This window comes from Pseudomonas sp. RP-B7 (genome assembly GCF_059803535.1).
Map to the genome: position 1 here is coordinate 1 of NZ_JAPFHC010000028.1, position 25,654 is coordinate 25,654.

Here is a 25,654-nt window from a genome sequence, read left to right on the forward strand (position 1 = left end):
GCCTTGGCTGAATACAACGCTTCCGGCCAGCAGATCTCTCCCTGGACCGGCGCCAATCTGACCCTCAGCAGCGTCGGTGGCGGAGGCGGCACTGTCCCAGGCGGTGCAATCCTGCCACCAGGAAGCCCTCCAGTGCTTACCAGCTCAACGACCATCAACTCCCGCCAGCCACTGCTACAAGGCGTGGCTGCGCCAAATGCCATAGTCCAGGTTTTCCTCGCGGGTGGAAGTGTAAATTACGGGTTGGTCAGAGCCGATCAATTCGGTAACTGGAGCCTCACCCCCAACCAACCATTGGCAATCGACGCCTACGGTAACGTCAGTATCGCCTTGGCTGAATACAACGCTTCCGGCCAGCAGATCTCTCCCTGGACCGGCGCCAATCTGACCCTCAGCAGCGTCGGTGGCGGAGGCGGCACTGTCCCAGGCACTACGCCCCGCCCGCCAGGAAGCGCTCCCGTGTTGACCAGTTCGACCACAGTCAGTGCCTACAATCCTTACCTGCAAGGCATAGCAACGCCCTACTCAACCATCTGGTTCTATAACGCCAGCGGCAGCATCTTTCATGGCCAGGCACAGGCAGATGCGTCGGGTAATTGGAGCTTGACACTCAATCCACCGCTACAGCCCGACGCACAAGGCAACGCCTTGATCCAGTTTGCCGAATACAACACGGCAAACCAGCCTGTCTCCGGTTGGGCTACCTATACACTGAGGGTCATCTAGACCATTTCTGCGTTCGTGCTACCTACGGGGCGAACCAACTTTCTACTTCGCCCCGTCACCTCGCTCTACGCGCAACGGCTCATCCTCGTTATACTTGCCGGCTTTCCTGAATAAATGCCAACTAGGGTCCCGCCGCGCATGGATAAGACCTACCAGCCGCACGCTATCGAAACTTCCTGGTACAACACCTGGGAATCCGAGAATTATTTCGCCCCGCAAGGCGCGGGCGATTCCTACACCATCATGATCCCGCCACCGAACGTCACTGGCAGCCTGCACATGGGCCATGGCTTCAACAATGCGATCATGGATGCGTTGATCCGTTTCCGCCGCATGCAGGGCCGCAACACCCTGTGGCAGCCGGGCACCGACCACGCCGGTATCGCCACGCAGATGCTGGTGGAACGCCAACTCGAAGCCACCGGCCAGAGCCGTCACGACCTGGGGCGCGAGAAATTCCTGGAAAAAGTCTGGGAATGGAAAGACCAGTCCGGTGGCAACATCAGCCGTCAGATCCGTCGCCTCGGCTCGTCCGTAGACTGGAGCCGCGAGCGCTTCACCATGGACGACGGCCTGTCGGAAGCCGTGAAAGAAGCCTTTGTGCGCCTGCATGAAGACGGCCTGATCTACCGCGGCAAACGCCTGGTCAACTGGGACACCAAGCTGCACACGGCGATTTCCGACCTCGAAGTGGAAAACCACGACGAAAAAGGCTTCCTGTGGAACCTCAAGTACCCCCTGGCTGACGGTGCCAAGACCGCCGAGGGCAACGACTACCTGATCGTCGCCACCACCCGTCCGGAAACCATGCTCGGCGACGCCGCCGTGGCCGTTAACCCGAACGATGAGCGCTACCAGGCACTGATCGGCAAGTTCGTCGAGCTGCCGCTGGTTGGCCGCCGCATCCCGATCATCGCGGACGACTACTGCGACCCGGAATTCGGCACCGGCTGTGTGAAAATCACCCCGGCCCACGATTTCAACGACTACGAAGTCGGCAAGCGCCACAACCTGCCGCTGCTGAACATCTTCGACAAAAACGCCGCCGTATTGCCGGCCTGCCAGGTGTTCAACCTGGATGGCACGTTGAACGACAGCATCGACGGCAAGATCCCGGCCGAATACGCCGGTCTCGACCGTTTCGAAGCGCGCAAGCAGATCGTTGCCGCCTTCGACGCTGCCGGCCTGCTGGTCAGCGTTGACGACCACGGCCTGAAAGTGCCGAAGGGCGACCGCTCCGGCACCATCATCGAGCCGTGGCTGACCGACCAGTGGTACGTGTCCACCAAGCCGTTGGCCGAGCCTGCGATTGCTGCCGTGGAAGATGGCCGCATCCAGTTCGTGCCGAAACAGTACGAAAACATGTACTTCTCGTGGATGCGCGACATCCAGGATTGGTGCATCAGCCGTCAACTGTGGTGGGGCCACCGTATTCCGGCCTGGTACGACGAGTCGGGCAAGGTCTATGTAGGCCGCGACGAAGCCGAAGTGCGTGCCAAGCACAACCTCGGTGCCGACGTTGCGCTGCAACAGGACAACGACGTGCTGGACACCTGGTTCAGCTCGGGCCTGTGGACGTTCTCCACCCTGGGCTGGCCGCAACAGACCGAATTCCTGAAGAAATTCCACTCCACCGACGTGCTGGTCACCGGCTTCGACATCATTTTCTTCTGGGTCGCCCGGATGATCATGCTGACCATGCACCTGGTGAAGAACGAGGACGGCACGCCACAGGTTCCGTTCAAGACCGTGTACGTGCACGGCCTGGTGCGTGACGGCCAGGGCCAGAAGATGTCCAAGTCCAAGGGCAACGTCCTGGACCCGTTGGACATCATCGACGGTATCGACCTGGAAACCCTGGTACAAAAACGTACCTCGGGCCTGATGCAGCCGAAACTGGCGAAGAAGATCGAGAAGCAGACCCGCGACGAGTTCGCCGACGGCATCGCCAGCTATGGCACCGACGCCCTGCGCTTCACCTTCTGCTCGCTGGCGTCCACCGGTCGCGACATCAAGTTCGACATGGGCCGCGTCGAAGGCTATCGCAACTTCTGCAACAAGATCTGGAACGCCGCGCGCTACGTGCTGGACAAAGGCGAAGACTGCGGCCAGAACGGCGAAGCCGTCGAACTGTCCCTGGCGGATCGCTGGATCATCTCGCAATTGCAGCGCACCGAAGCCGAAGTGACCCGCCAACTCGACCAGTTCCGTTTCGACCTGGCCGCACAAGCCTTGTACGAGTTCATCTGGAACCAGTACTGCGACTGGTACCTGGAACTGTCCAAGCCTGTGCTGTGGGACGAAAACGCGCCGATCGAACGTCAGCGTGGCACCCGTCGCACCCTGGTGCGCGTGCTGGAAGTGGCCCTGCGCCTGGCGCATCCGTTCATGCCGTTCATCACCGAAGAAATCTGGCAGCGCCTCGCGCCGCTGGCCGGTATCGAGGGCAAGACCATCATGCTGCAACCTTGGCCGGTGGCCAACGAAGCGCGCATCGATGAGGCGGCCGAAAGCGATATCGAATGGCTCAAGACCCTGATGCTCGGCACGCGCAACATCCGCGCCGAGATGAACATTGGGCCGGGCAAGCCATTGGCGGTGTTTGTGAAGAACGCCAGTGCCGAAGACCAGCGTCGTCTCGCCGAAAACGATGCGCTGCTCAAGAAGCTGGCGAAGCTGGAGTCGATCACGGTATTGGCTACCGACGCCGAAGCGCCGCTGTCCGCCACCGCACTGGTCGGCGAGATGGAAGTGCTGGTGCCGATGGCTGGCCTGATCGACAAGGGCGCGGAACTGGCTCGACTCGACAAGGAAATTGCGCGCCTGCAAGGCGAAGTGCAGCGTGTGGGCGGCAAGCTGTCCAACGCGGCGTTCGTCGACAAGGCACCGGCCGAAGTGATCGACAAAGAACGCGCCAAGTTGGCCGAGGCTGAACAGGCCCTGGGCAAACTGGCGGAGCAACATGCGCGGATTTCCAGCCTGTAAGGTGGATTCCATGTAGAAAAGAGGCCTTCGGGCCTCTTTTTTTTGGCCTGAAAACCCAATCGATGTGGGAGCGGGCTTGCTGGCGAATGCAGTGTGTCAGGCACTGCATCTGTTTCTGATGTACCGCATTCGCGAGCAAGCACGCTCCCACATTTAACCGAGTTCACCCTGAGAATGTGTGACAATGCCCACCACTTTGAGCCAACACCAGAATCATCATGACCGCCCCCAGCACACCCAAGCCTGCACGCAAGAAGCCTAAAACCGCCGCCACGGCCAAGCCCGTCGCGCCGCGCAAAGAGGCTACCCTGCACCCGCGCAACCGCCACACAGGCCGTTACGACTTCCCGGCGCTGATCAAGACCACGCCGGAACTGGCGAAATTCGTGATCATCAATCCGTATGGCAAAGAGAGCATCGACTTCGCCAGCCCGGATGCGGTGCGGGTGTTCAACCGGGCGCTGCTCAAATCCTTCTATGGCATCCAGCATTGGGACATCCCGGCCGATTACCTGTGCCCGCCGGTGCCGGGGCGTGCGGACTACGTGCACTTCCTCGCCGACCTGTTGGCCAGCAACAACGACGGCAAGGTCCCGCGCGGCTCGATCATCAAGGTGCTGGACATCGGCATGGGCGCCAACTGCGTCTATCCGCTGATTGGCTACATGGAGTACCGCTGGACCTTCCTCGGCTCGGAGGTCGACCCTACCGCCGTGGCCGCCGCCAAGGCCATCGTGCAGTCCAACGACTTGAGCAAGGTCATCCAACTGCGCCAGCAACCCAACCCCAAACAGATCCTGCTGGGCTTGCTGGAGCCGGGTGAGCGTTTTGACCTGACCATGTGCAACCCGCCGTTCCACGCGTCCATGGACGAAGCCACCAAGGGCAGCGAGCGTAAATGGCGCGCCCTGGGCAAGGCCGATCCCAAGCGCAAGTTGCCGGTACTGAATTTCGGTGGCCAATCGGCCGAATTGTGGTGTGAAGGCGGCGAAGCGCGTTTTGTGACGCAGTTGATCGCCGAGAGTGCGCATTTTGCCCACAAGGTGTTGTGGTTCAGCACCCTGGTGTCAAAGGCGTCGAACCTGCCTGCCATCGAGACCGCGCTGAAAAAAGCCGGCGTGCTGGAAAGCCAGGTAGTGGAGATGTCCCAGGGGCAAAAGCAAAGCCGCTTTGTGGCCTGGACCTTCCAGACCAAGAACGAGCAGCAGATCTGGCGCCAGCGCTGGGCCCGCGACTAACTGTAGTGAGCGGGCTTGCCCCGCGCTGGGGGGCGAAGCCGCCCTAAAACGGTCTGCCGCGGTGTGTCAGGAAAACCGAGGTGACGGGATTTGGGGCGGCTTCGCCACCCAGCGCGGGGCAAGCCCGCTCACTACAGGGCCTCTACAAATCGCAGGCAACAAAAAACCGTGCCCGGATCGCTCCGGAGCACGGTTTTTTTTGCTGCGTCTTACTTGTTAACAGCGTCGGTCAGGCCTTTGGCCACAACCAGCTTGATAACTTTCTTGGCAGCGATTTCGATGGCAGCGCCAGTCGAAGGGTTACGGCCAGTACGGGCAGGACGCTCGGTCACTTTCAGTTTGCCAACGCCTGGCAGAGTGATTTCGCCGCCGTTTTCCAGCTGGTCAGCAACAACTTGGCTCAGTTGGTCCAGCAGAGCGCGCACGGTGGTTTTCGGTGCGTCTACTGCTTCAGCCAGGTCAGCGATCAGTTGGTCTTTAGTAATAGCCATTGTGGTGTTCCTTCCCTATCAAATTCATATGGATTGCAGAGTGCAGTGTCAGCCGTCGAGCCCGACCGTCTAGGTCTGGCACCCCAGGCTATAACCGCGAAGATCGGGGTTATAGATGCTTGAAACGGGGATTGGTTCGACCTGACAGATGCTGAATGCACGCTTAACGCCGAGACTTGGCGTAAGACGGGGCAAAACTAGCACAGAGACGGGGAAATATCCGCTTCTACCTACCCATTTGGTCAGCTTTATCGCTCTAAACCGTGAAAAAATGGCATATGCCATGTCGGAGAGCGGCAAAACCGCCTTGAAAGCGCGTCTTGACCAATGGGTGCGGTACACTGGGCGACTTTTCGGGGAGGCCAACCGCTCCCCTTCAACCAGCCGAGAAGCCCATGCCGATCCGTCATTGCATCGTCCACCTGATCGACAAAAAACCCGACGGCACGCCCGCAGTTCTCCACGCCCGCGATTCGGAGCTGTCCGAATCGGCCGCCATCGAGAACATGCTTGCCGACCTCAACGAGAGCTATAACGCCAAACAAGGCAAGGCCTGGGGTTTCTTCCATGCCGAGTCCGGCGCGCACCCGTTCAGTGGTTGGTTGAAGGAGTATTTCGACGGTGGCCAGGATTTCACCACCTTTAGCCGCACCGCCGTCGAGCACCTGCAAAAGCTGATGGAAGAGTCCAACCTCTCCACTGGCGGCCACGTGCTGTTTGCCCACTACCAACAAGGCATGACCGATTACCTGGCCATCGCCCTGCTGCACCACAGCGAAGGCGTGGCAGTGACCGACGAGTTGGACGTGACCCCGTCGCGTCACCTGGACCTCGGCCAGTTGCACCTGGCGGCGCGTATCAACGTTTCCGAGTGGCAGAACAACAAGCAGTCCAAGCAGTACATCTCGTTTATCAAGGGCAAGAACGGCAAGAAGGTCTCGGAGTACTTCCGCGACTTTATCGGCTGCCAGGAAGGCGTCGACGGCCCGGGCGAAACCCGTACCCTGCTCAAGGCATTCAGTGACTTCGTTGAAAGCGAAGACCTGCCGGACGAATCCGCCCGCGAAAAAACCAAGACCCTGGTGGACTACGCCAGCAGCCAGGCCAAGCTCGGCGAGCCGATGGGCCTGGAAGAACTCTCGGGCTTGATCGATGAAGATCGGCCTAAGGCGTTCTACGACCATATCCGCAACAAGGACTACGGTCTGTCGCCGGAAATTCCGGCGGATAAGCGCACCCTCAACCAGTTCCGCCGCTTTACCGGCCGCGCCGAAGGCTTGTCGATCAGTTTTGAAGCGCACTTGCTGGGCGACAAGATCGAGTACGACGAGGCGGCTGGCACGCTGATCATCAAGGGTTTGCCGACCCAACTGACCGACCAGCTCAAGCGCCGCAACTGATGCTCGGCGGGGTGTTCAAGAAAGTCCTGCTGGTATTGCTGGTGGTGGTGGTGTTCCAGAACTGGGGCAAGATCGAGCGGGTGTTCAATCCGTCCCAGGTGGCGCCGGAACAAACCCGGGCCTCGGCGCGGGTGGTGCTCTATTCCACCGAATGGTGCGGCTACTGCAAGCAGATCCGCCGCTTCCTGGACCAGAAAGGCCTGCCCTACCAGGTGTTCGACATCGAAAAGGACGCCCAGGCGCGCAAGGCCTACGAGGCGCTGGGCGGCGGCGGGATTCCGTTTGTAGACGTCAACGGCACGCTGATCCGTGAGTTCAGCCCGGAGAAGATCATGGCGGCGCTGAAATAATCAGCGCACCACGATCACGTGACCCAGCAGGTTGTGCTGCTCGAACCCGAGCACGGCCTGCAACGCATTCAACACCGCCTGCGGATCCTTGCTCGGGAAACTGCCACTGACGCGCTTGCTGCCCATCTCATCGTTGAGCAACAGGATGCGGCCCGGGTAGTAGCGCTCCAGATCCTTGACCACATCGGCCAGCGGCGCCTTGTAGTAGTTGAGCCAGCCGTCGCGCCAGGCCAGGCGCGATTCGCTGTCCACCGGGTGCATGGCATCGGCCACACCTTGCGTGTAGGCCACTTGCTGGCCGGCTGTAAGAACTTGCTGTTGGCCCTGCCTGGACGGCGTCACCCCTACCCGCCCCGACAGCACCGTCACCTGCGCCCCCGCCGGTTGCAGGCGCACTTCGAATTGCGTACCGAGCACCCGCGCTTCACCGCTGCCCGCCTCCACCACAAAGGACTCGCCAGTGTGGGTCACGCTGAAAAACCCCGCACCACGACGCAACTGGATGTGCCGTTCGCCATGGCTGAAATCCACGGCAATCGCGCTGTCGGCATCAAGGGTGACTTGGGATTTATCCGCCAGGGTGACGGTTTTGACTTCGCCTGGCGCCGTCACATAGTCGGCGCCAAAGTCATCGACCCAGCGCGACGGCTGCCAGCCTGCGCCCATGGACACCATCAGCAGCAGGCACGCGGCCATCGCCAACGCGCCTGCCCCGCGTACAACCCGCGAGCGCTTCGAGGTGTGCATCGCCTTGAGGTAACCCTGCAAGGCCAATGCATCCTCGTCCGCCAATTTTCGCGCAGGCACTTCACTCAATTCCCACAGTACCTGGGCCTGGGAGTACGCCTCGATGTGGGCCGGATCGGCACGCAACCATTGGCTGAACGTGGCCTGGTCGCCGCTGCTCGGTTGGTCGTGCAGCAGGCTCAGCCAGGCCAGCGCGGCGTGTTCCTGGTCGGGCGTGGGGGTGCGGTTCACGGTGCTGTCCCTGGCGTGCGTGGGGGTGATGGCTCACGAAGGCTGGCTTTGCAGGCTTCGAGGGCACGCATCATATGTTTTTCCACGGCACTTTGGGACAGACCCATGGCCTTGGCGATTTCCGCGTACTTGCGGCCATGAATGCGGTTGAGCAGGAAAATCTGCCGCGTGCGCTCCGGCAAGCTGCGCAGGGCAGCTTCGACATGGCGCAGATCATTGCCCGCCTCCAAGGCCGCTTGGGGTTCGCAACCCTGATTATCCTGTTGCTCGGGCAGCCAGCCTTCGCTGCTGCGCACCCGCGCGCTTTCGCTGCGCAGGTGGTCAATGGCGATGTTGCCAGCGCAGCGCAGCAGGTAGGTGCTGAGTTCCTCGACCTGCACCAGCGGGCGGCGCCAGAAGCGTAGGAATAAATCCTGCACCAGGTCGGCAGCCGTGGCACGGCAACCGACACGTCGGCTGACCAAGGCTTCCATCTGTGAACGCTGCGAGAGAAACACCTGCAGGAAATGCGCACGCCCGCCTGCTGATTCAGCGCGCTGGCTGTCCTGGGACTCCGGTGGGGTGCTGATCATCATGGGCGTGGCTCAGAGGATGGCGAAGGCCGCGACGGGGCTGGCCAGCAGGCCGACGCCCGCCAGGATCAAGGCCAACCGTGGCCGATACGGCAACAACAGCACCAGCAACAGCGCACTGAGCATCAACACCGCGCACCACTCCACCAGGCCCCGGCTCCAACCACCGAGCGCCACGGCCGGCCAGATCGACAGTGCCAGCAGCAACCAGCCCGCCGCCCGCAACCCCACGCGCCGTTGGGGCGACGGCTTGCTGTGCAGCAATTCGCCATAGTGACGGTCGGTGGACAGGCACAGCGCAGTGAACCCGGCGTAGCACATCAAGAGTGCGAGCAGCATTCAGTTCGCCTCCTGCTTGAGGGTCAACGAACGCGCCCGCTCGCCCCTGGGCTGGGGCGCAGCACGGTGCTGCATCTTCCACGCGGCCCAGGCGAGGAATACGCCGCTGGCCAGGCACGTCAGGTCGAAACCGGCCATGGCCCAATCACCCGTCGCCAGCGACACGCCCAGGTGGTGCGAAGTGGTCAGCGCATTGAGCAGCGGGATCGCGACAAACAGCAGCGCGCCGACACTCAGTTGTTCAACCCAGCCCTGGCGGCCACGGCGCAGGACCGCGTGCAGCAGGCTCACACCCCAGGCCATGAAGAAGGTCTGTACTTCCCAGGCAGAGCGCTCGGCAAAGCCCACCGGCAGCAGGCGGTTGGCCCAGAAGAACGCCGCTATGGCGATCATCAACCCGGACATGCTGGCGATGTTGAGCACCTCCACCAGGCGCAGTTCAAACGGCATCACGCCGCTCTTGGCGTGCTTGAGTTGGCGCTTGCCCAGCCAGATCACCAGCCCGGTGCCGATCATCGCCGTGCCCGCCAGCCCGCAGATAAAGTACAACCAACGCAACACCGGCCCGGCGAACTGGCCCATGTGCAGGCCGTAGAAACTGCCGCCGATGATCGCCGGCAGCGATTGCCCGGCACTGGTGCGCAGCAGTTCGCCGCTGGTGCCGCTGAACGACACGATGCTGTCGAACTCATGCACCACGTTGTCGGAACTGGCCCGAAACACATTGACCGAAGCGTTCACGTCGCTGGGGTTGTTCACCCCCAGACGCCCCACATGGCCACCGTCCCATTGCGCCCGCGCCTGTTCGTACATCGGCAACAGCGGCAGCAATTTGCCCGGTTGCCCCTGCGCCGGCGCGTTGTTGGTGGCGGGGAACACGTCGTTGAAAAAGGCGCGGGTATCACCCGAATAGGAGGCGAGGATCGGCGCCGGCATCACCATGCTCATGAAAATCACCAGGCTGCTGTAGGTGATCATCAGGTGGAACGGCAGCACCAGCACACCGACCGCGTTATGCCCGTCGAGCCAGGAACGCTGGCCTTTGCGCGGGCGGAAGGTGAAGAAGTCCTTGAAGATTTTCTTGTGGGTGATGATCCCGGTGATCAGCGCGACAAACATCACCATCGCAGCGATGGTGGACAGCCAGCGGCCCCAGGGATGGGGCATTTGCAGCTGGAAATGGAAACGATAGAAGAACTCGCCGCCCATGCTTTCGCGGGCCTGCACATCTTGGCCGGTAACCGGGTCGAGGGTTTTCTGGATGAAATTGCCGCGACGGCCAGGGTCGAGTTTGTCTTGCCACATCACCGTCAAGGCGGGGTCGCGGTCATCCGGCAGGTTGATAAACCAGCGCGCGGCCGTTGGCGCCACCTGCTGCAAATAGGTTTGCGCGACGCCCAGGCTGCGCGCGTTGTCCAGTGGATAAGCCTGCACTTCGGGCTGCATCCAGTGGCTGATCTCGTCCTTGAAATACGACAAGGTGCCCGTCAGGAAAATCGCAAACAGCAGCCAGCCAAAGATCAGCCCGCTCCAGGTGTGCAACCAGGCCATGGCCTGGCGAAAACCCTCTTTCATGGACGCGCCATCCACAACCCCACACCCGCCAGGGTGGCAAACGCCGCACTCGGCAACATCACGCCAAACCAGGCGCGCCAGGCCGTGCGGCATGCAAAGCACCAGAGCACCGCCAGCAGATAGAACACAAACGAACTCATCATCCCGGTGATCACCGCGTCGGCGCGGGACGTGGGCATCCACAATGCCAGGCAGATGGCGGCCAGGGAGGCCATCAGGTAGCCGCCGACGACAGCCGCGAGCACCCGCGATGTGACGGCCAGACGGTAGGGTAGCGCAAGTGAGGTTTTGCTTTTCATGCGGGAGACGCCAGGTTCATCAGTGCGCAATATTAATGATAAATATTCTCATAAGCAAAAAAGAACGGATGAAACGCCGGTACTGGCGGATTGCCGAACCGTAGCGGCCCACCTACAATGCGAACAATTCTTGTTCTCTAAAGCATGCCAAATGCCCGCATGCTCGTAGCGAAGGGTGATCGCGTTGCAGCCGTCCAACACCGTCGAAGTTTTGTACACCGACCATCACCACTGGCTCACCGGCTGGTTGCGACGCAAGCTCGGCTGCCCGGAAAGTGCCGCCGACCTGGCGCAAGACACCTTCATCCGCGTGCTCAGCGCCCGTGAAACGCCAACATTGATCGAACCCCGCGCCTTCCTCACCACCGTGGCCAAGCGCGTGCTGTGCAATTTCTACCGCCGCCAGGACCTGGAGCGCGCCTACCTCGACGCCCTGGCCCAGTTGCCCGAACACGTGGCACCGTCGGAAGAAGAACGCGCAATCATCCTGCAAACCCTGGTCGAGCTGGACCAGTTGCTCGACGGCTTGCCCACGCCAGTCAAACGCGCCTTCCTGCTGGCCCAACTCGATGGCCTGACCTACGCGCAAATCGGCGCAGAGCTGGGCATCTCCATCGCCACCGTCAAACGCCACCTGAATAAAGCCGCCATGCGCTGCTACTTTGCCCTATGAATTTCTCGACCCAAGTTGCCGAACAGGCCGTGCATTGGCTGATGGAAATGCAGCAAGGCGCCCTCAACCCGCGCCAACAAGCGGCCTGGCAGCAATGGCTGAATGCCCACAGTGAACACCAGCGCGCCTGGGACCATATGCAACGCGTCAACCAGCGCCTGCGTGGCATGCCATCGCCCCTGGCCCATGCGGCGTTGAACGCGCCAACCTCCACCAGCCGCCGCCAGGCCCTCAAGCTGCTGCTGATCCTCGGCGCTGGTTCGGTCGCCGCCTGGAGCCTGCGCCAGCAACATATCCTGCCGCCGCTCACGGCCGACTACCGCAGCCCCGTCGGTCAACGGCGCAAGGTGCAACTGGCCGACGGCAGCCAGTTGCAGCTCAATACCGGCAGCGCGGTGGATGTGCATTTCGATGGCCAGCAGCGGCTGATCCGCCTGCTCGAAGGCGAGATCCTGCTGACCGGCGCCAAAGGCAACCGGCCGCTCAACGTGCTGACCGGCCAGGGTCTGCTCAGCAGCCAGGCGGCGCGCCTGAATGTGCGCCAGTTCAACGACCACACCCAACTGGCGGTCCTCGACGGCCACGTCGACGTGATGCCCAATATCTACAGCGGCCTGCCGCTGACGGTCGACACCGCGCACCAGGTCAACTTCACCCGCAAAGGCTGGGACACCCCGCGCGCCACCGACGCCAACAGCGGCGCGTGGGCCGATGGCATGCTGGTCGCAGCCCACATGCGCCTGGAAGATTTCCTCGGCGAACTCAGCCGTTATCGCCGTGGCCAACTCAATTGCGCCCCCCAGGTCGCCAACCTGCTGATCTCCGGCAGCTACCCGCTGGACGACAGTGAACGCATTCTCGACCTGTTGACCGTCAGCCTGCCGGTCAAGGTGCGGCGCTTTACCCGCTATTGGGTGACCGTCGAGGCGCGAGCCTGAAATTATCTGCAATTGTTGTGAGCCGTTTTCCACACCTCGCGTGACAGAGAAGGAAAGCCACCTTGATCCTTCCTTCTCAGGACCGCACTTCATGCCCCAGCAACCGACGCTTCTTGCCCGCACCTTGGGCCAACTCCTACTCGGCGCCAGCCTGAGCCTGACCGTACTACCTGCTGCAATGGCCGCCGACGCCAAGCCTTACCACATCGCACCAGCGTCGCTGGAAGCCGCGTTGAATCAATTCGGTCGCGAGGCCGGCGTGCTGATTTCCTTCGGCTCCGAGGTCACGGCCGGCATGCAGAGCCGTGGTTTGAGCGGCAACTACAGCGCCGCCGATGGCCTGCAAAAATTGCTCGAAGGCACCGGCCTGCAAGCCCGCGCCGAGGGCGACAATGCCTACAGCCTGCAGTCGGCCAGTGCACCGGCAACCCTCGAACTGGGCACCTCCAGCGTGGTCGGCGACTGGCTCGGCGATGCGGCGCAAACCAATGTCTTCGAACATCCCGGCGCCCGTGACGTGATCCGCCGCGATGAATTCGAACGCCAGGGCGCAACCCAGGCCCGCGATGTGCTCAACCGCATCCCCGGCGTCAACGCCCCGGAAAACAATGGCACCGGCAGCCACGACATGGCGCTGAACTTCGGAATTCGCGGCCTCAATCCGCGCCTGGCGTCGCGCTCCACGGTGCTGATGGACGGCATCCCGGTGCCCTTCGCACCGTATGGCCAACCGCAACTGTCATTCGCGCCGATCAGCATGGGCAACATGGACGCGGTGGACGTGGTCCGCGGCGGCGGCGCCGTGCGCTACGGCCCGCAGAACGTCGGCGGGGTGGTCAACTTTGTGACCCGCGCAATCCCGGACACACCGACTGTCAAAGGCGGTTTCCAGACCGAAACCAGCCCGTCTTCGAGCCATGACGGTTTCAAGACCACCGCCAACCTGCTGGCCGGCGGCACCGCCGACAACGGCCTGGGCGGCGCGCTCCTGTACTCCGGCACCCGTGGCGGCGACTGGCGTGAAAACAGCAACACGCGCATCGATGACCTGATCCTCAAGGGCAAATACCAGCTCGACGAGGCCAACAGCTTCAACGCCATGGCGCAGTACTACGAAGGCCAGGCGGATATGCCCGGTGGCTTGAACGTCAAGGACTACAAGGCCGACCCGTATCAGTCGACCCGTCCCTACGACAAATTCTGGGGGCGCCGTACGATGTTCAACGCCGGTTACCGCTACCAGGAAGACCGCCGCGAATTCACCGTGAACACCTTCTTCACCACCACCCTGCGCAACGGCTACCTGGACCAGACCCGCTTCCTGTCCCTGTCGCCCCGCGAATACTGGGTGCGCGGCCTGGAAACCCGCTTCGCCCAAGGCTTCGACCTCGGCAACACCAGCCACGAAGTCGGCGTGGGCTATCGCTATATCAACGAAGCCGGCCACGAGATGCGCTACACCACGCCGATTGCGGCCAACCAGCAAATTCCGAGCACCAGCAGCAAGAACGACCGCGACACCCGTGGCAGTACCGAAGCCAACGCGTTCTTCATCGACGACCGGATTGATATTGGCAAGTGGACCATCACCCCGGGCGTGCGCTACGAAATGATCAAATCCCGGCAGGTCGACCACATCAACAACCTCGACAACAAAGGCAGCTACAACACCGCGCTGCCAGCGTTGAACGTGCTCTATCACCTGACCGACAGCTGGAACCTCTACGCCAACACCGAAGGCTCGTTCGGCAGCGTGCAGTACAGCCAGATGGCCAAGCGCGTGCCCAAAGGCGAAGTCAAACCGGAAAAAGCCCGCACCTGGGAAATCGGCACGCGCTACGACGACGGCACCTTGCGGGCGGAACTCGGCGCGTTCCTGATCAACTTCGACAACCAGTACGAAAGCAACCAGACCGATGACTCGGTGATCGCACGCGGCCAAACCCGCCACCAAGGCATCGAATCCAGCTTCAACTATGCCCTCGACGGTCTGAGCCCGGCGCTGGCCGGTTTTGATGTGTACGCCAGCTACGCCTACGTCGACGCGACCATCCGCGAAGACGGCCCGAACAAAGGCAACCGCGTACCCTTCTCGTCCAAGCACAAAGGCACCCTGGGCGTGGGTTACACCGAAGGTCGCTGGAAACTCAATGTGGACAGCAGCTACCAGAGCAGCCAGTTCGCCGACAACGCCAATACCGAGCAGGAAAATGCTGAAGGCAATACCGGACGTATCCCTGGCTACATGCTGTTCAGCAGCCGTGCCGCGTACGACTTTGGCCCGCAACTGTCAGACTTGAACGTCGCGGTCGGTGTGAAAAACATCTTCAACAAGCAGTATTTCACCCGCTCGTTCGACGACAACAACAAGGGCAAGTACGTCGGTGAACCGCGCACGGTGTACGTGCAGACTTCCATCGCCTTCTAACCCTCGCCACTTTAACTGCCCGCCAGGCAGCTCGGGGTCGCCGCGACCAGTGCGTCGATGGCGCACCGGGTCTTGGCTGGCATGTGCGGTGCGGTCGGCCAAATCACGTGGATCGGCGAAGGCTGTTCACGGTAGCCCGGCAACACCGCCTCCAGCCTCCCGCGCAGTACGTAATGCGCGATCAACCAACTCGGCAACCAGGCCAGGCCAACGCCCGCGATGGCGGCATCGGCCACGGCCTGGAGGTCGTCCAGCACCAACGGCGAAACCACTCTCGAACGATGCGGGGTGTTGGTTCTGTAGGCGATGCCGCGATGGCCTGCCAGATCATCGATAGATTCAATTCGTCCTACGCGCTGCAGGTACGCCGGTGACGCCGCCAGGCCTACCGATTGTTCGCCCAGCCGGCGCGCACTCAGGCGGTCGGTGTCGGGCAGCGGGCCGATCCGCACGGCGAGGTCAAAGCCTTCCTGCACCAGATCGATCATGCGGTCGGCAAAACTGATCTCGATCTCCAACTCCGGGTAAACATCCATCAGCCCCCACAACGCAGGCGCCGCATAGTGATGCCCGAATGCCAGTGGCACGCTTGCCCTCAAGCGTCCGCGCGGCTGCTGGCGCCCGCTTTCCAGCACCGATTCGGCCGCCTCGAGTTCCGCCACTGCACGTAGGCAATGCTCGTAGTACGCCTGCCCATCCTCGGTCAGATGCTGACGCCGGGTAGAACGCTGCAGCAAGCGTGTGCCCAAGCGGGCTTCCAGCCGCGCCAGACCTTTGCCGACGGCCGAGCGCGTGAGGTTCAGGCGTTCGGCCGCCTCGGTCAGGTTGCCGCTTTCCACCACTTGCAGAAAGAGCTCAACGCCATCAAAACGTGGGATAGACATGCTTGAATTGTCGCTCCTGATTCCCGTATTGACGGAAAACTTATCACGAATAACGAACTGAATTCCCCTGAAAATAGCATCACTTCACTCTTCCCAGGAGAATTCCATGCCCGCCGCCACGTTATCGGCCACTCAACCAACCCACACCGCCAGGAACGGCCTCGCTTTAACCGCCGTCTGCCTGGTGGCCCTGATGTTCGGCCTGGAGATTTCCAGCGTGCCGATCATCCTGCCCACCCTCGAACAACAATTGGGCACCGGCTTCCAGGACGCCCAATGGATCATGAACGCCTACACCCTGGCCTGCACCAGCGTGTTGATGGCAGCCGGTACCCTGGCCGATCGCTTTGGTCGGCGGCGCATGCTGGTGCTGTGCCTGTGGCTGTTTGGCCTGGCCTCGCTGGCGTGTGGCCTGGCTGACGACGCCTCCACGCTGATCGCGGCACGTTTCGTACAGGGCGTGGGCGCCGGGGCGATGATGATCTGTCAGTTCGCGATTCTGTCGCACCAGTTCCGCGAGCCAGCGGCGCGCGCACGGGCCTTTGCGGTATGGGGCGTGATCGCGGGTGTGGGGTTGGGCTTCGGGCCGATGGTCGGGGCGTTGATCCTGGCGGTGGCGGACTGGCGCTGGGTGTTTCTCGTACACGTGCCGCTGACCTTGCTGACGCTAGGATTGCTGCACATCAGCGTGCAAGAATCCCGCGACCCGGCCGGAAACCGCCTCGATATCGCCGGCATGTTGACCCTGACGCTGTCGGTGTTTTCGCTGGTGTACTTCATCACCCAGGGCAGCGAATACGGTTTCGGCACACCGGCCATGCTCGGTTGGGCGGGCTTGGCGTTGGTCGGCCTGATGCTGTTCATATTTATCGAGAGGCGCAGCGCCCACCCGATGTTTGATTTCTCGGTGTTCCGCATCCGCCGCTTCAACGGTGCGCTGATGGGTTCCATCGGCATGAACTTCAGCTTCTGGCCGTTCATGATTTACCTGCCGCTCTACTTCCAGGCTGGCCTGGGCTACGACACCCTGACCACCGGCGGCGCCCTGCTCGCCTACACCTTGCCGACCTTGCTGGTGCCGCCACTGGCCGAACGCCTGGCCCTGCGCTACGGCGCCGAACGCATCATCCCCCTGGGGCTGGGCCTGATGGGCGTAGGCTTCTTGAGCATGGCCGCCGTCAACCTTGCCGCACGACCCAGCATCGTGCTGGTGCTGATCAGTTGCGTGATGGCCGGCGTGGGCCTGGCGCTGACCAACTCGCCGACCACCAACACCACCACCGGCTCCGTGTCCGCAGACCGCGCGGGAATGGCCTCGGGCATCGACCTCAGTGCGCGGTTGATTACCCTGGCGCTCAACATTGCGTTGATGGGGTTGGTGTTGCTACTGGGGATCAGCGATCAATTGGCCGCACTCTTGCCCGCCAGTACGCTGACGCAGTGGCCGGCCATCAGCCAGAACATTGCAGCGGGCAAGCTCACCGCCTCAAGCGTACTTGCGGCCACCGACGCCCAGGCGGCGCTGCGTCACGGCGCTGGCTGGGCGATGCTCTTCGCAGGGGCGGGCGCCGCCGGGCTGGCAGTGTTGAGCCGGTATTTTTTCCGACGTCTGGGGTAAACGAAAACGGGCCTGCATTTGCAGGCCCGTTTTATGGGGGGGATGAAAGAACTGTCAGCTATCAGCTGTTAAATACGGCACGTTCTTTTTCCAGAAACTCCTGTTCAAGCTCATCTTCATTGACTTTGGTATCCGACAAACTTTTACCGGCAGCGCGTGGCTTGCCTTGCAGTCGGCCAAACAGATGTTCCAACGCGTGGTCCAGCTTGGTCGCCGCACCGTCGATAGCCTGTTCAAGGGTATCGGCCTTGTGCAGTACCGAGAGCGGCTGATGGCCCTTTGGCCGTGCTTCCAGACGGCAGCTCAAATCATGGGGACCGGGCTTGTCGCCGTTCTCATCGCGCAGGTAGACCTCAACGCGGGTCAGGTCTTCTTCGTATCGTTCGAGCGTGCTCTCAATGGTAGTACGTACCCACTCCTCCAGTCGGATGCTGCTTTCAATATGGTTATCGCTATTGACTTGGATTTGCATAGTTCTTCCCTTATTTCAGCTAGCTCGCGGGAGGTCACAACTGCAACACCGATGCGGTGAAACCATGACCTCCTGACTACACAATTGAGCAGTCAGCGAAACAATTCAACCCCTTTGCAAAGATAAATCCCACATTACAAATTAACCCTGACTACAAGCAAAAACGCTGTTAGGGTGGGGAGTTAGTTACAACTTATTCCACCCTGCGCCCCTCACAATTGCCCCTCGCCCAACGGGTGCAATCCGCGAAAAATCCCTGCCTCCTCCACCAGCCAATCATGCACCGCCCGCACGCCCGGATGGTTCAGCGCGCCCGGCGCATACAGCAGCACGTAACGTTTATGGTTGGGCACCGCCAGGCCGAACGGCACGATCAAGGTGCCGCGTTCCAGCTCATCGTTGAGCAAGGTGCGGCGTGCGATGGCCACGCCCATGCCGGCGATGGCGGCTTCGATGGTCAGGTGATTGCGGTTGAACGTGTGGCCGCGGCGCACATCGGCTTCGTGATAACCGATGGCATTCAGGTAAAACTCCCACTCGGCGTATTCATAACTCCCACGCCAGGCGGTGATGTCGTGCAGCAGCGGGAAATGCACCAGGTCGGCCGGGCCATGCAACGGCGGGCGTCCGCGCAGCAGGCTTGGCGCGCACACCGGGAAAATCTGCTCATCCAGCAGGGCTGTGGATAACAGGCCGGGGTAGCTGCCGTCGTTCAGGTCGATAGCGAGGTCGAAGTCGCCCTCATGCAAGGCGATGCTGCTGTCTTCGGCGACCATGCGCAGCTGAATGTCCGGGAACCGTTGCTGCAAGCGCGGCAGACGCGGGGTCAGCCATTTGCCCAGGAACGACGGGATCGACCGCAGGCGCAAGGTGCCGCTGATCATTCCTGCGTCCAGCCGCTGCAATTCCGCATCGATGCTGCCGTAGGCCTCCCCCACCGTCGCCGCCAGCCGTTGCCCCTCGGCGCTGAGCTCTACCCCGCGTGCACGGCGATGGAACAGCCGAAACCCCAAACGCTCCTCCAGCTGGCGAATCTGCTGGCTCACCGCCCCCGGTGTGATGTGCAGTTCTTCGGCGCAACGGGTGAACGACAAGTGTCGTGCCGCGCAGGAAAACACGTGCAGCCAGACATAAGTCTGGCCATGGAGGGGACGGGTCATAGGGTTTAGTCCTGCTAAAGGGTGTCTTAGGATAATTCGTTGGTCAGTGCTGATCCAGAGGCTCAGTATCGCGCCAACTCCGCTCGGCCGACAAAAAATGGCAGCGATTACCTTCCATTGCTTGTAAGGCTTTAGCATGGCTATCAGTGTTTTTGATCTATTCAAGGTGGGCATCGGCCCGTCCAGCTCCCACACCGTTGGCCCGATGCGTGCGGCGGCGACCTTCGCCCAGGCACTGCTCGACCACCATCTGCTGAGCGACACCCGCCGCGTCGAAGTGCGCCTGTACGGCTCACTGTCCGCCACAGGTATCGGCCATGCCACCGACCGCGCCTGTGTGATGGGCTTGATGGGCGAGTGGCCCGATCGCGTCGATCCCACGTCGATCAATGCACGTATCCAGCACCTGCGCGAGTCCGGTCGACTGCTGCTCGCAGGCCAACAGGAAATTGCCTTCAACTGGCAAAGTGATCTCCTGCTGCTGGACGAAAGCCTGCCCTACCATCCCAACGCCATGTCCCTGCACGCCTATGGCGACAACGGCCTGTTGAGCGAACAAACCTACTACTCGGTGGGCGGCGGTTTCATTATCGAAGCGGCTGAGGCCGAATCGGGCCTTGCGCCGACCAGCGATGTGCAATTGCCCTACGACTTTTCCAGCGCCGTCGAACTGCTGGCGCTGTGCAACAAGCACGGCCTGCGGGTTTCCGAGCTGATGATGGCCAACGAACGCGCATGGCGCAGCGATGAGCAGATCCGCAGCGGCCTGCTGCATATCTGGTCGGTGATGCGCGAATGCGTGGAACAAGGGCTGCGCGATGAAGGCATCTTGCCAGGCGGCCTGGATGTTCCGCGCCGAGCGGCGAAATTGCACCGCAGCCTGTTGGAAATCGGCAAACCGAATGTGATCACGTCGACCTTGTCGGCGATGGAATGGGTCAACCTGTTCGCCCTCGCCGTCAACGAAGAAAACGCCGCCGGCGGGCGCATGGTCACCGCACCGACCAATGGCGCGGCGGGGATCATCCCGGCGGTGCTGCATTACTACATGAAGTTCAATGCCGATGCGTCCGACGACGACGTGGTGAATTTCTTCCTGGCGGCCGCCGCTGTCGGCATTTTGTGCAAGAAAAACGCCTCGATCTCCGGCGCCGAAGTCGGCTGCCAGGGCGAAGTCGGTTCAGCCTGCGCCATGGCCGCGGCCGGCTTGGCCGATGTCCTCGGCGCCACGCCCGAACAGCTGGAAAACGCTGCCGAGATCGGCCTGGAACACAACCTTGGCCTGACCTGCGACCCCGTCGGCGGGCTGGTCCAGGTGCCGTGCATCGAGCGCAATGCGATTGCCGCCGTCAAGGCGATCAACGCCACGCAGATGGCCCTGCGCGGCGACGGCAAACACTTCATTTCCCTCGACCGGGTGATCCGCACCATGCGCGATACCGGCGCCGATATGCATGACAAATACAAAGAAACTTCACGGGGCGGCCTGGCCGTGAGCTGGGTGGAATGCTGAGGAGCATTCCCTGACCGTCCCAACGTGAGCCCGCGCAAAAATAATAACGAGGCAATAACGATGACCGATGTACGTACACCTGCTGCCGAAAATCCTGTAATTGAAACAACCGTGAGCAAAGGCTGGACCAAACACGACACCACCTGGATGCTCGGCCTCTACGGCACCGCCATCGGTGCCGGCACGCTGTTCCTGCCGATCAACGCCGGCGTGGGCGGCTTCTGGCCGCTGATCGTGCTGGCGTTGCTGGCTTTCCCGATGACTTTCTTCGCCCACCGTGGGCTGACGCGCTTTGTGCTGTCGGGCAAATCCGGCGACATCACCGAAGTGGTCGAAGAACATTTCGGCGTCGGCGCGGGCAAGCTGATCACCCTGCTGTATTTCTTTGCGATCTTCCCGATCCTGCTGGTGTACAGCGTGGCGCTGACCAACACGCTGAGCAGCTTCATGGAACACCAACTGCACATGGCCCCGCCGCCCCGGGCGATCCTGTCGCTGGTGCTGATCCTCGGCCTGATGGCGATTGTGCGTTGCGGCCAGGGCGTGATCGTCAAGGCCATGAGCGTGCTGGTGTATCCGTTCGTCGCCGCCCTGTTGTTGCTGGCATTCAGCCTGATCCCCAACTGGAACGGCGCATTCTTCGCCTCAGCCAGTGAGGGCATGCCCCTGCCGCTGTTCTTCAAGACCCTGTGGCTGGCGATTCCGGTGATGGTGTTTTCCTTCAACCACTCGCCGATCATCTCCGCGTTCGCCGTCGACCAGAAACGCGTGTATGGCCCGCAGGCCGAGCGCAAAAGCAGCGGCATCCTCGCCACCGCCCACGGCATGATGGTGCTGACGGTGATGTTCTTCTGCTTCAGCTGCGTGCTGGCCCTGTCGCCGGCCGACCTGGCGGCCGCCAAGGCGCAGAACATCTCGATCCTGTCGTACCTGGCCAACCACTTCCAGACCCCGGTGATCGCCTATGCCGCGCCGTTGATCGCGCTGGTGGCCATCACCAAATCGTTCCTCGGCCACTACATCGGCGCCAGCGAAGGCTTTCAAGGTTTGATCGTCAAATCGTTGCGCGGGCGTAACCGTTCGATGTCGGCCAAATGGCTGGAGCGCAGCACCGCGCTGTTCATGGTGCTGACCTGCTGGGCCGTGGCCACCTTCAACCCGAGCATCCTGGGCATGATCGAAACCATGGGCGGGCCGATCATCGCGTGCCTGCTGTTCCTGATGCCGATGTATGCGATTCGCCGCGTGCCATCGCTGCGCCAGTATTCGGGCCAGGTGTCGAATGTGTTTGTGGTGGTGATTGGGCTGATTGCGCTGTCTGCGATCGTTTTTTCGGTATTGCCCTGAAACAACGCACAAACCTGATGAACAACACTGAGTGAATGTGGGAGCGGGCTTGCTCGCGAATGCGGTACATCAGCCAAGTATTCATTGACTGATCCACCGCATTCGCGAGCAAGCCCGCTCCCACAGGGGGACTTCAGCGCTGGAGGGTTCACTGTACGGCACGGCCCTTGCTGTACAGGGAATGAGGGCAATGGCCGGTGGTCAGGAGATACGAACTAATCCCGCCACCGGCCGTCAATGACTGCATGTTCTTATCAGGCGGTACGCACCATGGACAATCCTTTTCAGATCATCACCGACACCTTCACCCCCGAATACCGCGTCAACCTCAGCATCCAGCGACTGGATGGCAGCATCATGCTCACCCTCTCGAATGAGTCGGGCGTGGTGGCCAAGCGCATGATCAGCGCCGAACAACGCAACGATCCACAGCGCCTTAAACGCCTGGTGCAAAGCATCCAATTCGGCATCGCCATCGAGCAGGGCCACAGCGCCATGGAGATCCTGGCGGTGATGACGGATGGCGATCACAAACTGTTGCAGCGACCACCCAGCCGCGCCCTGCCCTTCAGCGTCGGGCTTTAAAGCTCACCCTTCTCGGTCTCCAGGCTCGCCTCGCCCTTGCGACGCGGGCCTTCGACTTTCACCGAAGGGAACGCCGACGAGGCGTAGCGCACCACCAGAATCGAGAAGGCCAACAGCAGAATCCCACCGCACAGGTAGATGATGCCTACGTCTGGCGGGTTGTGGTGGGACACGTTGGAGATCAACAGGCGCGTCAGTGCGGTGATCGCCACGTAGATCAGGAAGCGCACGGGCATGTGGTTGGTCTTGAAGTAAATCCCGACCATCGCGCCCAATTCCAGGTAGATGAACAGCAGCAAGATGTCATCGATCTTGATATGCCCGTTCTCCAGCATCCCCAGAAATTCCATCACCGCCGCCCAGGCCGTCACCGCACCAATGGCGAACAGCGCCAGGTAGTGAAACGACTCCACAAACAGATTACCCAGGGATTCCGCCAGCCCATGCACGTTCTGGCGCAGCCTTTCGGCCCAGTTGATTTTCACGATGATGCTTCCTTAGGTCGGTTCGACCGGATAATGCGGGTTGGACGTGACGGTTGTTCTGCATGCAGAAAAAAGGCCAGCGGCGTGTATAAGATGATGGCGGGGTGACATGAGGCACGCTCAACCTGTATTTACGGGCTACATTAAAAAACTGCTACCCAAACCCCACGGTTTGGCTTACCCTTTTAGCTGTATATAAATACAGTAGTCGCAAAAGACAACTATCGTGAAGGCATGTGAGGTGGTGAATGGCCGTCGAAGTGGTATACCGCAGCAGCCGAGATCTGGAGCGTTTGTTCATGGATAAAGCCGAAGCTGACCGTCATGACAAGATGCTTGAACTCGCTGAGTTGCTCGCAGAAGTGTTGCAAAAAGCCGTGCCGTCGTTGAGCGAGCAGCAGGTTGAGGAAGCCGGGATCTACATGGCGAAGAACCGCGATGTGTTTGCCAAGGCGTTCAAGAGCCAACCGGATGCACTGTCCGAGTTGCTGAACCCGGCGGCGGAATAAAGCCCGAATTGAACAGGCCCTGAATCATTGATTCAGGGCCTTTTTAATATCTGGTTAGCGGTACAGCAGGCGTTCGGCCAGTTCGTCCGCCACCCTGGCGGGGGAGCGTTTTTCGGCTTGGGCGTGGGCGTAGATTTCCGTCAGGCGGGTGCCAATGTTCGACAGGTGCGCGGTGATGGTGGGCAGTTCGGCGCCACGGTGCTTGAGGGCGACGTAGATCAGGCCGCCGGAGTTGATCACGTAGTCGGGGGCGTAGAGGATGCCCCGTGCTTCCAGCTGATCGGCGTTGTCCAGGTGGGTCAGTTGCGCGCTGGCGGAACCGGCGACGGCGGCGCAGCGCAGTTGGCCGACGCTCTGGCGGTTGAATACGGCGCCCAGGCCGCAGGGGGCCAGGATGTCGCAGGGGGTGCTGAGCAATGCATCGTTGGCGATGGGGTGCGCGCCCAATTGCTCCATGGCCAACTGCACCTTGCCATGGTCGATGTCGCTCACCAGCAGCTCGGCACCCGCGGCGTGCAGTTGCTCGGCCAGCGCGTAACCGACGTTGCCCAGGCCCTGCACGGCCACCCGCAGGCCTTCGAGGTTGTCACTGCCCAGGCGCGCCATGGCGGTGGCGCGGATACCGGTGAATACGCCCATGGCAGTATGGGACGAAGGGTCGCCCGCCGCCGTGGTGCTGGTGACGAAACGGGTGTGCTGGGCGATGCAGTCCATGTCGGCTACCGAGGTGCCACTGTCGATGGCGGTGATGAAGCGCCCGTCGAGTTTTTCGAGGCAGCGGCCAAAGGCTTCAAACAACGCGGCGCGGCTTTCCACGTGCACTGGGCGGACAATCACCGCCGTGCCGCCGCCCACCGGCAAGCCAGCCAGGGCGGCCTTGTAGCTCATGCCCTGGGCCAGGCGCGCGGCATCCGCCACGGCACTTTCGTCGTCGGGGTAGGAGAGGTAGCGACAGCCACCCAGGGCGGGCCCGAGACGGCTGTTGTGGATGGCGATGACCGCCTTCAGCCCGGTAACCGGGTCGACGCTCAAGTGCAGCGATTCAAGGCGGGTGCTGTGCATGAGAGCAAACATCGTCAAGCTCCCGAATCACTTCTGGTAGTGGCCCAAGTATAGGCTTGCGGTGGAAAACTGCCGGAATACGCTGGAATAAGCCGCCCGGTTTTGCAGGTCGCGCGACATAAGCAAGTGGGATATTTCTCAAGCCACTGGACGAAAATTCCCAGCAAGGCTAAAACGGGGACATCCGCCGGAGAATGCAATGAATCCCCGCAAAGCCTTTTTCGCCTGCCTGGAACGCTCCCCCCCTGCGCTGTTTGAAGCGGCGCTGTGGATTGCCGCCGAGCACGACCCCACGGTGCAGCCGTTGGTGATCCTGCAAGAGCTGACGTTGCTGCAACAGCAAGTCAGCGTAGGCATGCCCATGCTGCCGGCGGATGAACTGGGCCAGCCGCTGCTGCGCCGCTTGAACGACCTGGGCTTCGCCCAGGACGACTTCACCCCGCTACGCCCCGCCGCGGCCTTGCTGGACAAAGTCTTGCAACGCAAACGCGGGCAGCCGCTGGCCATGGGGTTGATCGCGCTGGAGCTGGCGCGACGCCTGCACATCCCGATGGTCGGCGTGAATTTCCCCGGACACTTCCTGCTGCGGGTACCCGGCGCCGATCACCTGCTGGACCCCTGCGGCGGCCGGCGCCTGTACCCCAACGATTGCCGCGAACTGCTGCAACGCCAATACGGCCCCAACCTCAAGTTGCAGGCCGACCACCTGCACAGCGCCGACCCACGTTCGATCCTGCAACGCCTGTCACGCAACCTGCGCCAACTGCACCTGGCCAATGACGCGCCGCTGGCCGCCCTGGTGGATGCCGAACGTGTACTGGAACTGGGCAATGCCAGCGCCGCCGATTACCTGGCGCGGGCCAGTTTGTATCAGCGCCTGGATTGCCCGAACGCCGAGCGTTTTGATCTGGAGCACGCGTTGATGCTCAGTGAGGACCCGATCCAACGCCTGCGCTTGACCGAGCGATTGGGCCATTTGCCGCCTAACTCAGTGGTGCACTGAGCATCAAATTGTGGAAGCTGCGGC

General features: G+C 61.6%; 25 protein-coding genes. 14 read left to right on the forward strand and 11 right to left on the reverse strand.

What is annotated here, in order from left to right:
* From OPU96_RS21825 to rlmF, 3 genes are all read left to right on the forward strand, one after another.
* On the forward strand, positions 1-726 hold a 726-nt coding region (locus OPU96_RS21825), incomplete at its 5' end, for a hypothetical protein (RefSeq protein WP_498559666.1).
* Positions 727-864: 138 nt separating this feature from the next.
* Positions 865-3,711, forward strand: a complete 2,847-nt coding sequence (locus OPU96_RS21830) for a valine--tRNA ligase (RefSeq protein ID WP_498559667.1) — start codon at positions 865-867, stop codon at positions 3,709-3,711.
* 218 nt (positions 3,712-3,929) lie between these two features.
* Positions 3,930-4,949 (forward strand): 23S rRNA (adenine(1618)-N(6))-methyltransferase RlmF, encoded by a 1,020-nt coding sequence (gene rlmF, locus OPU96_RS21835; protein ID WP_192297455.1) that lies wholly within the window; start codon positions 3,930-3,932, stop codon positions 4,947-4,949.
* Between the two features lie 209 nt (positions 4,950-5,158).
* On the opposite strand, the gene OPU96_RS21840 is transcribed toward rlmF, so the two are convergent.
* The gene (locus OPU96_RS21840; protein WP_003188840.1) at positions 5,159-5,440 is read right to left on the reverse strand and encodes an HU family DNA-binding protein; all 282 of its coding nucleotides are present in this window, start codon (positions 5,438-5,440) and stop codon (positions 5,159-5,161) included.
* Between the two features lie 395 nt (positions 5,441-5,835).
* On the opposite strand from OPU96_RS21840, the gene yejK reads away from it, so the two are divergent.
* Both yejK and OPU96_RS21850 read left to right on the forward strand, forming a co-directional pair.
* Positions 5,836-6,840, forward strand: a complete 1,005-nt coding sequence (gene yejK / locus OPU96_RS21845) for a nucleoid-associated protein YejK (RefSeq protein ID WP_003171997.1) — start codon at positions 5,836-5,838, stop codon at positions 6,838-6,840.
* On the forward strand, positions 6,840-7,190 hold the full coding sequence (locus OPU96_RS21850; protein WP_498559668.1) for a glutaredoxin family protein: 351 nt from the start codon (positions 6,840-6,842) through the stop codon (positions 7,188-7,190). Before yejK ends, OPU96_RS21850 begins: the two co-directional genes overlap by 1 nt.
* Here OPU96_RS21850 and OPU96_RS21855 read toward each other — a convergent pair whose 3' ends face one another.
* Genes OPU96_RS21855 through OPU96_RS21875 form a run of 5 tightly spaced genes read right to left on the reverse strand, consistent with a single transcriptional unit; the run spans position 7,191 to position 10,953 of the window.
* Positions 7,191-8,168, reverse strand: a complete 978-nt coding sequence (locus OPU96_RS21855; RefSeq protein WP_498559669.1) for a FecR family protein — start codon at positions 8,166-8,168, stop codon at positions 7,191-7,193.
* The gene (locus OPU96_RS21860; RefSeq protein WP_192297461.1) at positions 8,165-8,743 is read right to left on the reverse strand and encodes an RNA polymerase sigma factor; all 579 of its coding nucleotides are present in this window, start codon (positions 8,741-8,743) and stop codon (positions 8,165-8,167) included. Before OPU96_RS21860 ends, OPU96_RS21855 begins: the two co-directional genes overlap by 4 nt.
* A gap of 9 nt (positions 8,744-8,752) precedes the next feature.
* Entirely contained in the window at positions 8,753-9,079 is a 327-nt protein-coding gene (locus OPU96_RS21865; RefSeq protein ID WP_498559670.1) for a DUF3325 domain-containing protein, read from the reverse strand.
* Positions 9,080-10,654: a PepSY-associated TM helix domain-containing protein gene (locus OPU96_RS21870; RefSeq protein ID WP_498559671.1), complete on the reverse strand. Its 1,575-nt coding sequence runs from the start codon at positions 10,652-10,654 to the stop codon at positions 9,080-9,082.
* Positions 10,651-10,953, reverse strand: coding sequence for a DUF3649 domain-containing protein (locus OPU96_RS21875; RefSeq protein WP_192297467.1), 303 nt, complete (start codon positions 10,951-10,953; stop codon positions 10,651-10,653). The genes OPU96_RS21870 and OPU96_RS21875 overlap by 4 nt, the downstream gene beginning before the upstream one ends.
* 184 nt (positions 10,954-11,137) lie before the next feature.
* On the opposite strand from OPU96_RS21875, the gene OPU96_RS21880 reads away from it, so the two are divergent.
* The 3 genes from OPU96_RS21880 (at position 11,138) to fecA (ending at position 14,992) form a co-directional block, all read left to right on the forward strand.
* The gene (locus OPU96_RS21880; RefSeq protein WP_192297469.1) at positions 11,138-11,626 is read left to right on the forward strand and encodes a sigma-70 family RNA polymerase sigma factor; all 489 of its coding nucleotides are present in this window, start codon (positions 11,138-11,140) and stop codon (positions 11,624-11,626) included.
* Positions 11,623-12,564, forward strand: a complete 942-nt coding sequence (locus tag OPU96_RS21885; protein WP_498559672.1) for a FecR domain-containing protein — start codon at positions 11,623-11,625, stop codon at positions 12,562-12,564. Before OPU96_RS21880 ends, OPU96_RS21885 begins: the two co-directional genes overlap by 4 nt.
* Before the next feature lie 91 nt (positions 12,565-12,655).
* The gene (gene fecA, locus OPU96_RS21890) at positions 12,656-14,992 is read left to right on the forward strand and encodes a TonB-dependent Fe(3+) dicitrate receptor FecA (protein ID WP_498559673.1); all 2,337 of its coding nucleotides are present in this window, start codon (positions 12,656-12,658) and stop codon (positions 14,990-14,992) included.
* 11 nt (positions 14,993-15,003) lie between these two features.
* Here fecA and OPU96_RS21895 read toward each other — a convergent pair whose 3' ends face one another.
* Positions 15,004-15,876, reverse strand: coding sequence for a LysR family transcriptional regulator (locus tag OPU96_RS21895; protein WP_226457424.1), 873 nt, complete (start codon positions 15,874-15,876; stop codon positions 15,004-15,006).
* 106 nt (positions 15,877-15,982) lie between these two features.
* Between OPU96_RS21895 and OPU96_RS21900 the strand changes: the two genes are divergently transcribed.
* Positions 15,983-17,494 (forward strand): MFS transporter, encoded by a 1,512-nt coding sequence (locus OPU96_RS21900; RefSeq protein WP_226457425.1) that lies wholly within the window; start codon positions 15,983-15,985, stop codon positions 17,492-17,494.
* A gap of 61 nt (positions 17,495-17,555) precedes the next feature.
* Here OPU96_RS21900 and OPU96_RS21905 read toward each other — a convergent pair whose 3' ends face one another.
* Positions 17,556-17,966, reverse strand: a complete 411-nt coding sequence (locus OPU96_RS21905; RefSeq protein WP_012722380.1) for an HPF/RaiA family ribosome-associated protein — start codon at positions 17,964-17,966, stop codon at positions 17,556-17,558.
* A 212-nt stretch (positions 17,967-18,178) separates the two neighbouring features.
* Positions 18,179-19,126 carry a LysR substrate-binding domain-containing protein gene (locus OPU96_RS21910; protein WP_192297479.1) on the reverse strand — a complete coding sequence of 316 codons (948 nt, stop codon included), beginning with the start codon at positions 19,124-19,126 and terminating at the stop codon, positions 18,179-18,181.
* Positions 19,127-19,262: 136 nt separating this feature from the next.
* On the opposite strand from OPU96_RS21910, the gene OPU96_RS21915 reads away from it, so the two are divergent.
* From OPU96_RS21915 to OPU96_RS21925, 3 genes are all read left to right on the forward strand, one after another.
* Entirely contained in the window at positions 19,263-20,639 is a 1,377-nt protein-coding gene (locus tag OPU96_RS21915; protein WP_226457426.1) for an L-serine ammonia-lyase, read from the forward strand.
* A gap of 60 nt (positions 20,640-20,699) precedes the next feature.
* On the forward strand, positions 20,700-21,986 hold the full coding sequence (locus OPU96_RS21920) for a serine/threonine transporter (RefSeq protein WP_498559674.1): 1,287 nt from the start codon (positions 20,700-20,702) through the stop codon (positions 21,984-21,986).
* Positions 21,987-22,256: 270 nt separating this feature from the next.
* Complete coding sequence (locus OPU96_RS21925) at positions 22,257-22,571, forward strand: DUF3509 domain-containing protein (RefSeq protein WP_192297484.1); 315 nt, start codon at positions 22,257-22,259, stop codon at positions 22,569-22,571.
* Here OPU96_RS21925 and OPU96_RS21930 read toward each other — a convergent pair.
* Positions 22,568-23,056 (reverse strand): phosphate-starvation-inducible protein PsiE, encoded by a 489-nt coding sequence (locus tag OPU96_RS21930; protein WP_192297485.1) that lies wholly within the window; start codon positions 23,054-23,056, stop codon positions 22,568-22,570. The genes OPU96_RS21925 and OPU96_RS21930 overlap by 4 nt on opposite strands.
* Positions 23,057-23,304: 248 nt before the next feature.
* On the opposite strand from OPU96_RS21930, the gene OPU96_RS21935 reads away from it, so the two are divergent.
* Entirely contained in the window at positions 23,305-23,565 is a 261-nt protein-coding gene (locus tag OPU96_RS21935; RefSeq protein ID WP_003188807.1) for a YebG family protein, read from the forward strand.
* Positions 23,566-23,619: 54 nt separating this feature from the next.
* Here OPU96_RS21935 and OPU96_RS21940 read toward each other — a convergent pair whose 3' ends face one another.
* Entirely contained in the window at positions 23,620-24,639 is a 1,020-nt protein-coding gene (locus tag OPU96_RS21940; RefSeq protein WP_192297487.1) for a Glu/Leu/Phe/Val dehydrogenase family protein, read from the reverse strand.
* Positions 24,640-24,826: 187 nt separating this feature from the next.
* On the opposite strand from OPU96_RS21940, the gene OPU96_RS21945 reads away from it, so the two are divergent.
* Positions 24,827-25,630: a SirB1 family protein gene (locus tag OPU96_RS21945; RefSeq protein ID WP_226457428.1), complete on the forward strand. Its 804-nt coding sequence runs from the start codon at positions 24,827-24,829 to the stop codon at positions 25,628-25,630.
* Positions 25,631-25,654: the final 24 nt, after the last annotated feature.